General features: G+C 39.8%; 16 protein-coding genes and 2 tRNA genes. 8 read left to right on the top strand and 10 right to left on the bottom strand.

Annotated features, from left to right (window positions below; genetic code table 11):
* Both RRY75_RS12510 and RRY75_RS12505 read right to left on the bottom strand, forming a co-directional pair.
* On the bottom strand, positions 1-1099 hold a 1099-nt coding region (locus RRY75_RS12510), incomplete at its 3' end, for a type I restriction-modification system subunit M (RefSeq protein ID WP_332717014.1).
* Between the two features lie 229 nt (positions 1100-1328).
* Positions 1329-1577: a hypothetical protein gene (locus tag RRY75_RS12505; RefSeq protein ID WP_332717011.1), complete on the bottom strand. Its 249-nt coding sequence runs from the start codon at positions 1575-1577 to the stop codon at positions 1329-1331.
* Positions 1578-1602: 25 nt separating this feature from the next.
* Here RRY75_RS12505 and RRY75_RS12500 point away from each other — a divergent pair, with 25 nt between their 5' ends.
* Positions 1603-2637 (top strand): IS4 family transposase, encoded by a 1035-nt coding sequence (locus RRY75_RS12500; RefSeq protein WP_332717020.1) that lies wholly within the window; start codon positions 1603-1605, stop codon positions 2635-2637.
* A gap of 535 nt (positions 2638-3172) precedes the next feature.
* Here RRY75_RS12500 and RRY75_RS12495 read toward each other — a convergent pair.
* Entirely contained in the window at positions 3173-3298 is a 126-nt protein-coding gene (locus RRY75_RS12495; protein WP_442935444.1) for a hypothetical protein, read from the bottom strand.
* A gap of 479 nt (positions 3299-3777) precedes the next feature.
* On the opposite strand from RRY75_RS12495, the gene RRY75_RS12490 reads away from it, so the two are divergent.
* Positions 3778-4326 carry a hypothetical protein gene (locus tag RRY75_RS12490; RefSeq protein ID WP_332527908.1) on the top strand — a complete coding sequence of 183 codons (549 nt, stop codon included), beginning with the start codon at positions 3778-3780 and terminating at the stop codon, positions 4324-4326.
* A gap of 47 nt (positions 4327-4373) precedes the next feature.
* On the opposite strand, the gene RRY75_RS12485 is transcribed toward RRY75_RS12490, so the two are convergent.
* The 4 genes from RRY75_RS12485 to RRY75_RS12470 all read right to left on the bottom strand — a co-directional run bounded on the left by RRY75_RS12485 (position 4374) and on the right by RRY75_RS12470 (position 5708).
* Entirely contained in the window at positions 4374-4523 is a 150-nt protein-coding gene (locus tag RRY75_RS12485; protein ID WP_332527907.1) for a YvrJ family protein, read from the bottom strand.
* A gap of 2 nt (positions 4524-4525) precedes the next feature.
* A complete protein-coding gene (locus tag RRY75_RS12480) occupies positions 4526-4756 on the bottom strand; it encodes a DUF2922 family protein (protein ID WP_332717007.1) in 231 nt (76 codons plus the stop codon).
* Between the two features lie 142 nt (positions 4757-4898).
* Positions 4899-5090, bottom strand: a complete 192-nt coding sequence (locus RRY75_RS12475; protein WP_332527905.1) for a DUF1659 domain-containing protein — start codon at positions 5088-5090, stop codon at positions 4899-4901.
* Between the two features lie 66 nt (positions 5091-5156).
* Positions 5157-5708 (bottom strand): sigma-70 family RNA polymerase sigma factor, encoded by a 552-nt coding sequence (locus RRY75_RS12470; protein ID WP_332527904.1) that lies wholly within the window; start codon positions 5706-5708, stop codon positions 5157-5159.
* A gap of 315 nt (positions 5709-6023) precedes the next feature.
* On the opposite strand from RRY75_RS12470, the gene RRY75_RS12465 reads away from it, so the two are divergent.
* From RRY75_RS12465 to glpK, 6 genes are all read left to right on the top strand, one after another.
* Positions 6024-6941 carry a hypothetical protein gene (locus tag RRY75_RS12465; RefSeq protein WP_332527903.1) on the top strand — a complete coding sequence of 306 codons (918 nt, stop codon included), beginning with the start codon at positions 6024-6026 and terminating at the stop codon, positions 6939-6941.
* A 617-nt stretch (positions 6942-7558) separates the two neighbouring features.
* Positions 7559-8269, top strand: coding sequence for a peptidoglycan recognition protein family protein (locus tag RRY75_RS12460; RefSeq protein WP_332527902.1), 711 nt, complete (start codon positions 7559-7561; stop codon positions 8267-8269).
* Between the two features lie 144 nt (positions 8270-8413).
* Entirely contained in the window at positions 8414-9850 is a 1437-nt protein-coding gene (locus RRY75_RS12455; protein WP_332527901.1) for an NAD(P)/FAD-dependent oxidoreductase, read from the top strand.
* 15 nt (positions 9851-9865) lie between these two features.
* Complete coding sequence (locus tag RRY75_RS12450; protein WP_332527900.1) at positions 9866-11131, top strand: NAD(P)/FAD-dependent oxidoreductase; 1266 nt, start codon at positions 9866-9868, stop codon at positions 11129-11131.
* A gap of 3 nt (positions 11132-11134) precedes the next feature.
* On the top strand, positions 11135-11503 hold the full coding sequence (locus tag RRY75_RS12445) for a DUF1667 domain-containing protein (RefSeq protein ID WP_332527899.1): 369 nt from the start codon (positions 11135-11137) through the stop codon (positions 11501-11503).
* Between the two features lie 100 nt (positions 11504-11603).
* Positions 11604-13079, top strand: a complete 1476-nt coding sequence (gene glpK / locus RRY75_RS12440) for a glycerol kinase GlpK (RefSeq protein WP_442935429.1) — start codon at positions 11604-11606, stop codon at positions 13077-13079.
* Between the two features lie 51 nt (positions 13080-13130).
* Here the strand turns inward: glpK and dhaL are convergent, their stop codons facing one another.
* The 3 genes from dhaL to RRY75_RS12425 form a co-directional block, all read right to left on the bottom strand.
* Complete coding sequence (dhaL, locus tag RRY75_RS12435) at positions 13131-13754, bottom strand: dihydroxyacetone kinase subunit DhaL (protein ID WP_332527897.1); 624 nt, start codon at positions 13752-13754, stop codon at positions 13131-13133.
* A gap of 132 nt (positions 13755-13886) precedes the next feature.
* Positions 13887-13959: transfer RNA gene (locus tag RRY75_RS12430), tRNA-Lys, on the bottom strand.
* A 6-nt stretch (positions 13960-13965) separates the two neighbouring features.
* Positions 13966-14037, bottom strand: a tRNA-Glu gene (locus RRY75_RS12425).
* Positions 14038-14096 lie beyond the last annotated feature (59 nt).

Raw genomic sequence — 14096 nt, 5'->3', positions numbered from 1 at the left:
TAAGGATAGCTGTGCTTACTCCAGCATAAGGCTTAAATACACCACTTGGCATAGAAATAACTGCTTCAAGTTTGTTGTTATCTACAATTTCTTTTCTGATCTCTTTATGTGCATTACTACTGCCAAAGAGTACGCCATCTGGTACGATTGTAGCACTTCTTCCACCTACTTTAAGACTTCTAAGAATAAGTGCTAAGAAAAGCAATTCTGTTTTCTTAGTCTTGGTCACTTTAAGTAAGTCTGCACTTACTGCTTCTGAGTCCAGTGATCCTTTAAAAGGTGGATTTGCTAAGACTAGCGTGTACTTCTCTTTATCTGTATTTTGCTCAGACAAACTATCTTTGTACTCAATGTTTGGATTGTCTACCCCATGAAGAAGCATATTCATAGCACCGATACGAAGCATCGTTCTATCCATATCAAAACCATAGAACATATGATTATTGAAATGCTCTTTAAGTCCTGCACTTAGGAAAAGATCTGCTTCATTTTCTCTAAGGTATTCTTGGGCTGCAACTAAGAAACCAGCACTCCCCATAGCGGGGTCAACGATCACATCACTTGGACTTGGCTTCATCAGTTTCACCATCATCTCAATAACGTGTCTTGGTGTACGGAACTGCCCATTTGTACCCGCTGTAGCTACTTTTGAAAGAAGGTACTCATAGAGGTCACCTTTTGCATCTCTATTTTCCATGTTAATCCCATCAATTCCGTCTATAACCTTTGAGAGCATTTGTGGTGTTGGGATCTTGAAAATAGCATCGCCCATGTATTTAGCATAAGCTGAATCACCATCTTGATGAAGATTTTTGATGAATGGAAACACTTGATTGTGCATGTTGTTGTACATTTCAGTTGCTTCCATGTTTTTGAACTTACTCCATCTAAGGAACTGCTTGTCATTTGGGAACATTCCTTCATATGGTAAGCCTAAAAATACTGCTTCATTTTCCTTTGTTGTTTCTATATCATCAAGACCTTTGATGAAAAGTAAATAGGTAAATTGCTCAATAACTTCAAGCGGGTTTGTAATCCCTCCTGTCCAGAACGTCTCCCATATTTTATCTATTTTATTCTTTAATTCACCTGTAATCATCCGTCTTTCTCCTTATTGCTGCATTTTATTACTTTCTATTCTATCACTTTAGCTAATTATTTTACACCCATATGATAATTTTTTGTGTATAAAAATAAGGCCTAGCCATCTCTAGACCTTATTGTCGCATCACACTTCCAAATATCCATTAAGCTTCCTCTATGTTCAATAATCCCTACTCTACCATTGTAAAAGTGTTAACTTTTGTTTGCTACTCGTTTCTCATGTTTTAATACGCTCCGTACACATCAAAGAAGTCATAAACCTGGTTCATTTCGCTTAGTAATTCATAGCCTAAGGTTATAAGCTCTGAACGGTCCATTTTAAATAGTGCCCTTGTTTGCCTTGGTACGAGTGTTGCTTCTTCTAGTGGCTCTACTTCTAAATCTCCTTCTAGAAGCAACTTATAGGCTGTATCATACGCTTTCATGCTTACTGCTACTTCTTCTAACTCTAAAGCAACTTTTTGATTCTTCACACAGAATAGAGCCACTTCATCTTCTATTATCTACAGCATCATTCAGACTGCTATAGCCAATGAACTTAAGCCTATGCATTATTTAGAGCACGTCTTTAAACAGATTCAGCTAAACAAAGATTTACAAATATCTGATATACTGCCATGGTCGGCAAGTAGTGCAGTTAATCATACAATCACTCATTTTGATATTACTTCAGGGGTTACCCATGATAGTCAATGCCTTACTGAAATGATTAAGCAACTTTCAAAAAGCGATTTATTCCTAGCTGATTTAGGCTATTTTGATACAGATTTTCTAAAAAAATTGAATGAAAACAACTTTTTTATTAGTCGTATCAAGACAAATCTTAAACTTTATAAGGGTGTATCTGAAACCTATTCTATCTATGATGAAATCGATACGGTAGCGATGCTTAAACAATCACCTCATTCTATTGATAAAGAGGTTTATATCGGTAACCGTTCTGACTCAAAGTTAAAGGTTAGGTTAGTAGGCATTAGGTTATCAGATGCAATCGCTCATAAACGTATCAAAAAAGCTATCGCACAAAATAATGGTCAAGACATCAGTAGCAACAAACGTGAATTACTGCATTGGAACCTGATGGTTACAAATATTAAGTCTGATCGACTCAGTGCTACAATTATTACAGAACTTTATCGTATACGCTGGCAAATAGAGTTGCTTTTCAAAGTACTTAAAAGTACTTTGTCTATAGATAAAATGCATGTAGGAAAAACAAAATACGTTGAAACAATTCTTTATGGAAGACTAGTTGGTACATTAATAACAATGCCTCTTTATGATTATTTGGACCACTCCTTGCTTTTAAGCAAGGGGAGAGGCGTCAGTCTTCAAAGATTTTATACTTTGCTTATAGTTAACCTTTATCAATTTTACACAGTAAAACAGATTACAGTACATACTTACTTAGAGCTAGGTAGGCTACTTGAAAGAATAGGCACCTTAGCTTTACAAGAAAAGCGTAAAAGACAAACTACCTTTTCTCGTATAGAAAGTTACTTAGAAGGACTCACTTGCTTTGGAAAAACTTAGGCTTAAATTAACGCCTATGATATTATCATAAACGCATGATATATTCTTATATATTACACTACATAAGATAATAGCACAATTTTATTAATTATTCTAAAATTTTTAATATTAGCTTGTCGTATTCTAAATCATCTATTTTATCGCTTAATGTAGTTAATTTGTTTTCATCCTGAGCATATCCCTCTAGTTTTCCGTAGAGATCATATTAGATTGTTTAGAAAATAGCTCCCTATAATTCATACACTATTTGGGTTGCATGGATGAACCACATATAATCCCTACTTATCTTTTGTGGGTAAAAAACAAATAAAATAAGAGCTACCCAAGGCATATACCCTGAATAGCTCTCATTTTCACCTTTTATCTCCATTTTATGTTACACTTCAGCCTCTTAGTGTCATCCTGTAACAGGGGATTTTGCGATTACTATAATTCCTCTATATCTTTTTCAATAAGTCCCGTAATTTCAATAATATCTGCGATTGACATACCTTTAGAAAGCATTTTCTTAGCTACTTCTAATGACTTTTCTCGCTCACCCATCGATTGTAGCTGTATAAACTATATCGGCTTCAACTTCTTCAAAATCTCTTACAATATAATGACTTTTATCTTCTGTGAGTTGATCTGGCTGTAACTGAGTAGTCCATGTTTCTTCCACAAAACATTGAAGTAACTCTAGAAATATTTCTTTATTCTCAAAGAAACTTCTATAGGTTTTGTCATGGATGTTATTAATGTCTTAGTTGCCAACGCTGGTGTGTGTCTCTTGATGCTTATCGAGTACTTATAAAAAAGTGTCTCCGACTTACACTCTATTTATACAGTTTATTCATCTTTTTACTTTTTCATCCGCTTTCTCCATATTATGTATTTTAGACCTTTATGGTATTTTTCAACAATTTTTTTTACGCATAATTATTCAATTTGAATTATTTATGCTTTCAGTCATCTCTTTTCATTTCTTTACTTTTGTTTAAATTATCTAAATCATTTATTAGAATATGTTTATTTTTGATAAATTTTTCATTTTATTAAAAATCTTGAAAATACATACTGTATTTTGTCACTTTTTTTTGTATACTATAAATAACCAAGGGGCTTCTATTCCCTTGCATTCTATACTAGGGGGAGTTTTTTATGGAAATTAATCAAATTTGGGCTTTTATACCTTTTTATGACACAGAGGGTCGAGGGGGCGAAATAAACGCAGATTGCACTTTAGTTTACCTCAAAGATGGGACAAACAAACTTTGCCCCTCATCTATTCAAGCTTTCAAAAGTTCTTTTGCACTGGACCTAGGCTACCCTTTACAGCTTCTAGAAGCCAAGGCTCACGACATTCTTTGCTACAAAAAGCATTTTCCATTTGTGTTGTCGACCTCGTCTTGTTACATCATTGTCAAAACCCGTGATAAACAAAGTAAGTATGACCAAGTATTTGGGTACATCCACCTAGATGCCATTGACTCTTTTAAAGACTCCTGCATTGTACTAAAAAATGGCACACACATCCAAACTCACTCAACAGCAAGCTATGTCACACAGAAAATTGCTGCTGCCAAGTCCTTGAAAAATTGGCTCCTTTTAAACAATAACTGTTGGTTGACGGGCCTAAGACTGAGCAGCTTCACAAAAGACTGGATAGATATCATCTTAGAGCCTTATAATCCTGAACAGCAATCCTAAAACAATCCCCCCTAAGACTTGAGGGTATCGTCTTAGGGGGGATTGTTTTAGGATTGTTCTCTTTTATCTAGCACTTTACTCAGTTGTTGAATGGTATGAGAGAGACTTTCCATCTTGCTTTCAATGCGGATGAGGAGATACATGGAGAGAATGATGGGAAAACCAAAGTTACCAATTTGACTTAAAAGCTCATTCATTTTTAAGCCTCTTCAAAGTCTACATCATCTACTTGTTGAATCACAAATTTGGCGCCTAGAACGCTATTGGCTTGTACCACTTCTCCAATAGCATTACTTGCTAGTGCATCGTCCATTGCCTTTTTGATGGCGACGCCTGATAAGACTTCTTTGGGATTGGCGATTGTGATACTCTCTTCATTTTTTGCAAGGGTACCAAAGGTTAAAACTAAGCTCTTCTTTACTTGTGCCATAGGTTGTTGCCTCCTTGTTAAAATAGTGTGTTTGATGTATGCATCGTGCTGAAACCTGATGTCTACGGGCTGTCTACGCGTTGTATGTACGCTGTCTCTTTCTAGTAACTGGCTGCATTGATCCTGTCTTCCCCTAGGATGCTTAGCCTAAGAGCTTGGTCTCTGTTACTTTCATGATGCGCTCAAGAGTTTCTTGATTTAAGCTTGCAATCGCTACTGCTAAGCTATGTAAGTTTGCATCTGTTGCTTCTTTATTACAATGGGGAATGGTCTGTGAACCTTTCGTAAACTTTAACATGACTTTCACTTCTTCTAGTTCTGCTGTAACTGCCATCTTTGTTCCTCCTTGATATAAGTTGTAAGCACCGGTTGCTTATACTCTATATATACGCAATCCCTCTTAAAATGCTTTAAAAAATTTTTCTAATTTTTTCAAAGCGTAAGTCTTTCTACTGGCTAAAGCTTTATAGGACAAGCCTTGCTGCTCGGCCAAACTCTTTAAACTTTCTCTTTGTCCATAAAAGGCTAGAAGTAAATTTTGTTCCTCAGCACTTAACGTATGTAAAGCTTTTTCAAGTTTTTCGAGGCGCTCTTGACGAAGCATCTGAGCTTCTATCCCTTCTGCTTCATCTGGCACCTGACTCCAAAAGTCCATGCTCTCTTCTTCTTGTATGACCACCTCTTTCCTTTTGCGGTAATAATCCCTTCCCCATCTGTACAACATGAGCTTATAGTAACTTTCAAATTTGACCTTCTGTTCTGGCTTATAGTTCTGAACAGCCTTAACCAAAATCAAGTAACTTTCCTGATACAAATCTTCTTTTGTCCCATCTATAGGGTTGAGTTTCTTAGCCCAATGGCTATACAAAGGCTCAAACTTCTTCCATAACGGATACGTATATATGGGATTTGTCTTACTTTTTAAAACCAATTGTTCAATAGTTTCTTCCATTTTCCACCTATTCTTGCTGCAGCTTTTGATTTGCGCACCTTTACTTTAAACTTTTTACCACAGGCTAGCAAATGGGGCAAAACGGTGTTGCATGGCGGAATCTACCTGTTGCCATAAGGCATCTGTCCTTTCCCTCACTATTTTTGGATTTTACCTTTTGGCATATCCCTGTTGCGCACTGGCATAGACAAGATGTAACTTTTTTATCTTTTTATAGCTTCAAAATTCCCTAAAAAAATTTAAAGCATTTTGCCATCTATTGCGTATGTATAGAGGTATAAGCAGAAATACACTTTTCCCATTTAGGAGGATCTCATGAAACGTTTAGTCTATTGCCCACAGCTTAATGCTTATACTGGCAGTGTGACTTCTACGCTACTTCTTGTACAACTTGAACATTGGTTTGGCCTTACGAAAGGACAAGCCTTTTATAAATTTTTGGAACCTTGTGGACATGCTAGCTACCGTAGTGGGGATAGCTGGACCGAGGAACTAGGCTTTGGCAAAACAGAATTTCGTTCTGCCTTTAGCCATATTGGGAAGGTCTACAAATCTAAAAGTGCCTACTTAAAAAGTACAGATAAGTTTGAAGGTAAACTCTATTTGTCTTACTATGATAGAATCCGTAAAATGACTTTTTACATCCGCAACGAAGGGGCTATCTCCCAACTTCTTAGAAATGCGAAAGTCCAACTTCTATCTTTCAAAGAGAAACCTAGACAATCTTCTTATTCAGAAGATCAGATTACACCTGCTCCTAGGACTATGGAGACAGACACTCCCCCTCTTTCTGGGGAACAGGTTCTCACTTTGTTTAACACCCATTGTCCAAGTCTCAAAGGCACTGGAAAGTGGACTGCTACAACGAGAAAGCGCTTTATGGATCTGGTTCAACAGCTTAAGCGTAAGGGCGAATCTGTAGAAAAACGTCTAAAAGAGGCCTTCCAAAAGGTGGAAGCCTCTGACTACTTGTGCGGGCGAGGGCATCATCCATCTTGGCCCAACCTTCTGAACTGGCTACTCCGACCAGATAAGTTTTTTGCGCTTTTAGCTGACCGATATGCCCCCTTTAAGTCTATTCCCAAACAACCTACACGACCTAAACCTTTTACAGCTTTCCATCTGGTGGAAAGTCATCACTTTGACCTCACTGGCCTAGAAGCAAGGGAACAGGCTTTTCAACAGGCCCAATACGACTCTAAACTTCACAATTTATCGCCCTGTCCTTTGTAAATTTGCAACAAATATTCACTTTTTTAAAACTTTTTTCAAGCATTTGCCCCCCTCATCCGTATATATAGAGTATAGGTGCTACACTTGGCAACATCCTAGGCCGTTAAGTGTACCCTTACCAAGAAGTGACTTGAAAAGTGATGGATTCCCCCCTTATCTTTCAACGGACAAGCCCTTTCTTGGTCAACCGACTCTACCCTCTGGATGTGGCAAACATGGTAGTGTTCGGGGCAGTACCGCATTCATAGCCTCATAAGGGATGTGCACGCTTTTGCAATGCCTACTACCTATAACCTATCCTTCGGACTTCATGCCTTTTGGACCACCAACTGCGCTCTAGCGATGATACCTGCCAAGCAGCTCTTTCATACAATAGAGGCCCATGCGGTGTCTCCCTGATGCCCACGTCTACAGCTTCCGTTCTAGGTACCAGGCCTACCCAAAAGCTCAACGTTTCTTTGGCGTGAGTGTTGCCACACAACAAGAAGCTAACTTAAGTTTGCCCATGTAACACAAGGGGGAGGCAGGCTTAGGTTAGCTTTTTGTTGTTTAAAATTCAATGAAACATTTACAACCTTTGGCTGACACTTCTACTACATTTAAAAGGAGACCTTTTTATGGACTTAAACATTCAACAGCACTTACTGACACCCAATCCCTATAGTCGCCCTCAACTTCCTTTGACCAAGGTCAAAAAGCTAGTGATACACTGGGTAGCCAATCCCACGACTTCAGCACTTGCTAACCGGAACTACTTTGACAACCTCAAAGCTGGAACAAGAGGTGTCTATGCCAGCAGTCACTATATTGTGGGCTTACAGGGTGAAATCTTACAATGCATCCCCCACAACGAACAAGCTTATCATGCAAAAAATGCCAACCAATACAGTCTTGGGATAGAAGTATGCCACTTAGACTGGGAAGGAGCCTTTAATGAACTCACTTATTCCGCCCTTATCCAGCTCTTGACTAAGCTGTGTCACACCTATACTTTAGATCCTCAACAAGACCTCTTGCGACACTACGACGTCACGGGCAAAGTCTGTCCCAAATTTTATGTCCAACACCCAGCTTTCTGGACACGACTAAAAGCGGATGTGACCAATACCTATAGAGCCACTTACCTCACCCTCTCTCCAACCGCAAGCCCCACTCCAACTTCTATTCCTCTTCTTCTCAACGGAGTGGTTAAGCCGGTTCTAGCTTTTTTAGAACAAGAACAATACTATGTACGCCTAAGAGATTTGGCAGATCAACAGCTCCTTGTCGACTATGACAAGGTACAACATATGCCCCTTTTATGCATTAAAGAAAATAAGACACATTAAGTATATTTTACTTTTTATACCCATATACTAATACAAAGCATAAAGCCATGGTGGAGAACAAGGGAACCCAAACTAAGCAATATTGGGCTACTCCCTTGTTTTTTGCGATTTTCATGATTTTTTATTTTTATCGGAGGTGAATCTATGTATGACGTTATTATTGTAGGGGCTGGTGTAGTAGGGTGTGCCATTGCCCGTGAGCTCTCCCGTTATCAGCTCCAGACTCTTGTTCTGGAAAAGGCCAATGATGTATGTTGTGGCACTAGCAAAGCCAACAGTGCCATCATCCATGCCGGTTTTGATGCAAAACCCGATACTTTAAAAGCTAAGTTCAACGCGGCAAGTCATTTGCTTTTTGATGAACTCTCTGTCGAATTAGACTTTCCCTTTAAGCGTAATGGTTCCTTAGTCTTATGCTTTGATGAAAAGAGTTTGCCAGATTTATTAGCACTTAAAGCCCGTGGGGATGCCAATGGTGTACCTTATCTAGAAATCTTATCTGAAGATGAAGTCAGAAAAAGAGAGCCTGCTGTATCCAAGCAAGTGGTGGCTGCCCTCTATGCACCAACAGGTGGCATTGTGTGTCCTTTCAACTTAACCATTGCCCTAGCTGAGAATGCATGTACCAACGGGGTAACCTTCCAATTTAACCAAAACGTGACTTCTATTGACAAGTTAGCTAACCACTTCCTTCTTCATTGTGGCGATACAACCTATGAAGCCAAGACCGTCGTCAATGCAGCTGGGCTCTTTAGTGATGTGCTCAATAACATGGTAAGTGAAGACCACTTTACCATTATCCCTAGAAAAGGGGAATACCATTTATTTGATAAATATACAGGCAATCTAGTCACTCATACTCTCTTCCAACTTCCTACGAAACTGGGCAAAGGTATTTTAGTTTCTCCTACTGTAGATGGCAATTTATTGGTAGGTCCTAATGCCACGGACCAAGATGATAAGGAAGACTTAGAAACGACAAAAGACGGCTTAGATGACATTATGGCTAAAGCCCATTTAAGTGTAGCGTCTATTCCTCTTAACACGGTTATCACTTCTTTTAGTGGGTTACGTGCACGTTCCGAAAAGGATGACTTTATTTTAGGTGAAGCCCCTGATGTGCCTGGCTTCTTCAACGCTGCAAGCATTGAATCACCTGGTCTGACTTGTGCACCACTTATTGGTCAACATATGGCTCAGTTGGTATGTGCAAGGCTACAACCTAACCTTAATCCTACCTTTAATCCTGTACGTAAAGGCATTACCCGTTTCAATGAATGCTCTAAAGTAGAGCAAGAACAACTGATTCAAGCTCATCCGCTTTATAGCAAAATCGTCTGCCGCTGTGAGTCCATTACAGAAGCTGAAATTTTGGATGCCTTAACAAGGCCCCTACCTGCTCGTGACTTAGATGGCATTAAGCGCCGTACAAGAGCTGGGGCTGGGCGTTGCCAAATGGGCTTTTGCTTAGTGCGTAATATGGAACTCATTGCCGAAACCTTAAATATGCCTATTCAAGAAGTGAGCAAGTTTGGTCGCTCCTCTACCCTTTTGGTGGGACGCAACAAAGAAAATCTTTAACTTAGGAGGTGTACAATGCAAAATTATGATTTAGTTATTATTGGTGGTGGGCCTGCTGGGCTTGCTGCTGCCCTTTCTGCAAGAGCAAGGGGGATTCAAAATCTACTTATTTTAGAAAGAGAAGCTTATCTTGGCGGCATTCTCAATCAATGTATTCATAACGGCTTTGGCCTTCACACCTTCAAAGAAGAGTTGACCGGACCTGAATATGCCGCACGTTTTGTAGATGCGGTACACAAAGAGGCTATTCCTTACTTATTAAATACCATGGTTTTAGACGTCACCCCTGATAAGATGGTCTATGCTCTATCTTCTACTAAAGGCCTTTTGACCCTCAATGCTAAAGCCGTCATTCTCGCTATGGGGTGTCGTGAAAGACCTCGTGGCGCACTAACTATTCCTGGTACAAGATGCAGTGGCATCTTAACAGCGGGAACGGCACAAAAATTAGTAAATATGCATGGTTTTATGCCTGGCAAAGAGGTGGTCGTCTTAGGCTCTGGGGATATTGGGCTTATTATGGCAAGGCGTATGACCCTTGAAGGGGCGAAAGTAAAAGCCGTTGCTGAGCTTATGCCTTACTCTAGTGGTCTTAAACGAAATATTGTACAATGTCTCGATGACTACAACATTCCTCTTTTACTCAACCATACCGTTATTAAAATTCATGGGAAAGAGCGCCTAAGCGGTGTGACCCTTGCCCAAGTGGATGCCAAGAGGAAACCTCTTCTAGAGACAGCGACTTTCATCCCTTGTGACCTCTTACTCCTGTCTGTAGGGCTGCTACCTGAGAATGAACTCTCTAAAAAAGCAGCTATCGAACTCTCTCCCGTAACAGGTGGAGCTATTGTAGATGAAACCCTTGAAACCAATCAACCTGGTATCTTTGCCTGTGGCAACGTCCTCCATGTTCATGACTTGGTAGACTATGTCACTACCGAAAGTGAAACAGCTGGTGCCCATGCCGCCGACTTTATTTTAAGAGGTACTGCTCCAACCCCTAGAAGCTCAAAAATTCCGGTAGTTACCACCCAAGGTGTGCGTTATAGCGTGCCTCAATTTATTGACCCCACTTCCGCTGTACCCCTTACACTTCGCTTTCGTGTGGAGCAAGTTTATAAAGATGCCTATAAATGCCTTTATATCAACGACACATGTGCGATCAAAAAGAAAAAACGTATCTTGACACCTGGAGAGATGGAAGACTTAGTTCTCACCCCTGAACAACTTAATGCCTATCCCAATATTCATACCCTCACCTTAAAAATAGAAAGGAGTTAAGTTATGTCCATTATTGAACTCACCTGTATTGGTTGCCCACTAGGATGTCATTTAACAGCTACTTTAGAAAACGACCAAGTCACCTGTGTAACAGGCAACTCCTGCAAAAGAGGTCTTGCCTATGCCCAAGAAGAGTGTACCCACCCAACCCGTTTACTGACTACTACTTTACCCGTTTGCAACGGACATTTGCCTCAGGTAAGTGCCAAAACAGAAAAGCCTGTGCCTAAACCTCTAATCTATGCGTGCATGCAAGCTTTAAAAGATTTAGAAGTTGAGGCTCCTATCGTTATAGGTGATATCTTATGTGAAGACTTAGCCCATACAGGCGTCAATCTCATTGCTACTCAAATCATTTCTAAAACCATCTAATCCCTTTTCCTTGTATGCTATCTATTTCCACATCTGCTATGTTATTATGGGATTAGTTTTTATTTTATTCTAGGGGGTTTTATTCGTGTCAAAATTTATTATGTCGTTAGACCAAGGAACAACTAGTTCAAGATGTATTTTATTTAATGAGAAAGGACTTATTGAAAGCGTTGCTCAAAAGGAATTTACACAAATTTATCCTAAGGCTGGATGGGTAGAACATGACCCTATGGAAATTTGGTCTACTCAAATTAGTGTAGCTGTAGAGGCTATGCAAAAAGTGAATGCTTCTGCAAGTGATCTTGCTGCACTTGGTATTACCAATCAGCGTGAAACAACGGTTATATGGGATAAAACAACGGGTAAACCCATTTATAATGCGATTGTTTGGCAATGCAGAAGAACTGCCGAGTACTGTGACAGCTTAAAAGATGAAGGTTTTGATGCCCTTATCAAAGATAAAACAGGTCTTATTTTAGACGCCTACTTCTCAGGCACAAAAATTAAATGGATTTTAGACAATGTAGATGGCGCAAGAGAAAAAGCTGAAAAAGGCGAACTCCTTTTTGGAACCATTGACACTTGGCTCATTTGGAACTTAACTAAAGGCCATGTTCATGTGACTGACTACTCTAATGCTTCTCGTACATTGCTTTTCAACATTCATACCCTCAAATGGGATGAAGATATTTTAGCTAAACTCAATATTCCGCTTAGTCTACTTCCTGAAGTGAAACCTTCTAGCTGTATCTATGGCGAAACAGATGCTTCCCTTCTAGGTGGACCAATCCCTATTGGTGGTGCTGCTGGGGATCAACAAGCTGCCCTCTTTGGTCAAGTATGTCACAAACCCGGTACAGCTAAAAATACTTATGGCACAGGCTGCTTCTTGCTCATGAATACAGGCGAAGAAGCTATTTCTTCTAAAAAGGGCCTTTTAACAACTATTGCTTGGGGTCTAGATGGCAAAGTGGAATACGCCCTTGAAGGGAGTATCTTCATTGCAGGTGCTGCTATTCAATGGTTAAGAGACGAACTCCACTTAATTGACCATGCTGCACATACTGAAACTTATGCCAAATCTGTTCCTGACACTAACGGTGTCTATGTTGTCCCTGCCTTTACAGGTCTTGGTGCCCCTTACTGGGATCAATATGCACGAGGAACAATTGTAGGCCTCACTCGTGGTGTTAAGAAAGAACACTTTATCCGTGCAACTCTTGAGTCTCTAGCTTATCAAACCTATGATGTGCTTCAAGCCATGCAAGAGGATTCTGGTATTTCACTTAAAGCCTTAAAAGTAGATGGTGGTGCTTGTGCCAATAACTTCTTGATGCAGTTCCAAGCAGATATTTTGGGTGTGCAAGTAGACCGTCCTGAAGTCATTGAGACGACGGCTCTTGGTGCAGCTTATCTTGCGGGTCTTGCTGTAGGCTACTGGAAAGACAAAGATGACATTAGTAAAAACTGGGCGATTTCAAAGCATTTTACACCCCATATGGATGCTACAACACGTGATGCATTACTAGTAGGCTGGCACAAAGCAGTAAAATGTTCTTTAGGCTGGGCCAAATAAAAAAAGAGAGCGCATCATTTTGGATTATGCGCTCTCTTCTTTTATTTGGCCCTACCTTTCCAAAACCCTTGTCAGTGCTTGAAGTAATAACAAAGTGGAAGTTGCTCCTGGATCTTGATGTCCGATACTACGCATACCAAGATAACTAGCTCTTCCCTTTTTAGCTACAAAAAGTTTGGTAGATTCTACGCCCTCATAGGCTGCTTCACAAGCTTTTTTCATACCTTCTATAGGTGTTTGCCCTAATGCAAATGCTGTAGTATAGGCTACATAAGCAGGTTCTAAAGCATCGATAATTGTCTTATCTCCTTGGACTGCTTTGCCTCTTTCTTGAACGCCTTCTAAGCTTGCCTTCAAGAGAATGTCTAAGACTTCTCCACTTAGCTCGGTCTTCTCCCGTACAGCCATAGCCGCTTTCAAAAAGGCACTCCCATACAAGGGACCTGATGCACCACCTACAGTAGATATAATAGTCATCCCTACTTTTTTTAAGGCATCACTTAGACTCAGTTCATCTTCTAGATTTACTTTATTCATCACATGGGTAAAGCCACGAGCCATATTAATACCATGGTCACCATCACCTATTTCTCGGTCTAACTCTGTCAAAAATTCTTTGTTTACCTGTATTGTATGAGCCATTTCACTGATTACTTCATAAAGTAAAGCATCCATCAAACCCCTCCTCATATCCATCTTATTTTATTATACGATTTCTTGGACTTAAAAATACTCTTTTAACCTTTATTTTTGAACCTACAAAAAAAGGTGTAACTTCTTAATATAAGAAGTTACACCTTTTAAATATGAGCCACCGGAGGCTCGAACTCCGGACCACTTGATTAAAAGTCAAGTGCTCTACCAACTGAGCTAGTGACCCATATAATGACCCATAGGAGAATCGAACTCCTGTTACCGCCGTGAAAGGGCGGTGTCTTAACCGCTTGACCAATGGGCCTTACTAAAATGGTCGCTATAGGGCTCGAACCTATGACCCCCTGCTTGTAAGGCAGGTGC

The organism is Niameybacter sp., from assembly GCF_036655075.1.
In the GTDB taxonomy this organism is placed as follows: domain Bacteria; phylum Bacillota; class Clostridia; order Lachnospirales; family Cellulosilyticaceae; genus Holtiella.
This window is presented reverse-complemented; position numbering and strand designations above follow the sequence as displayed.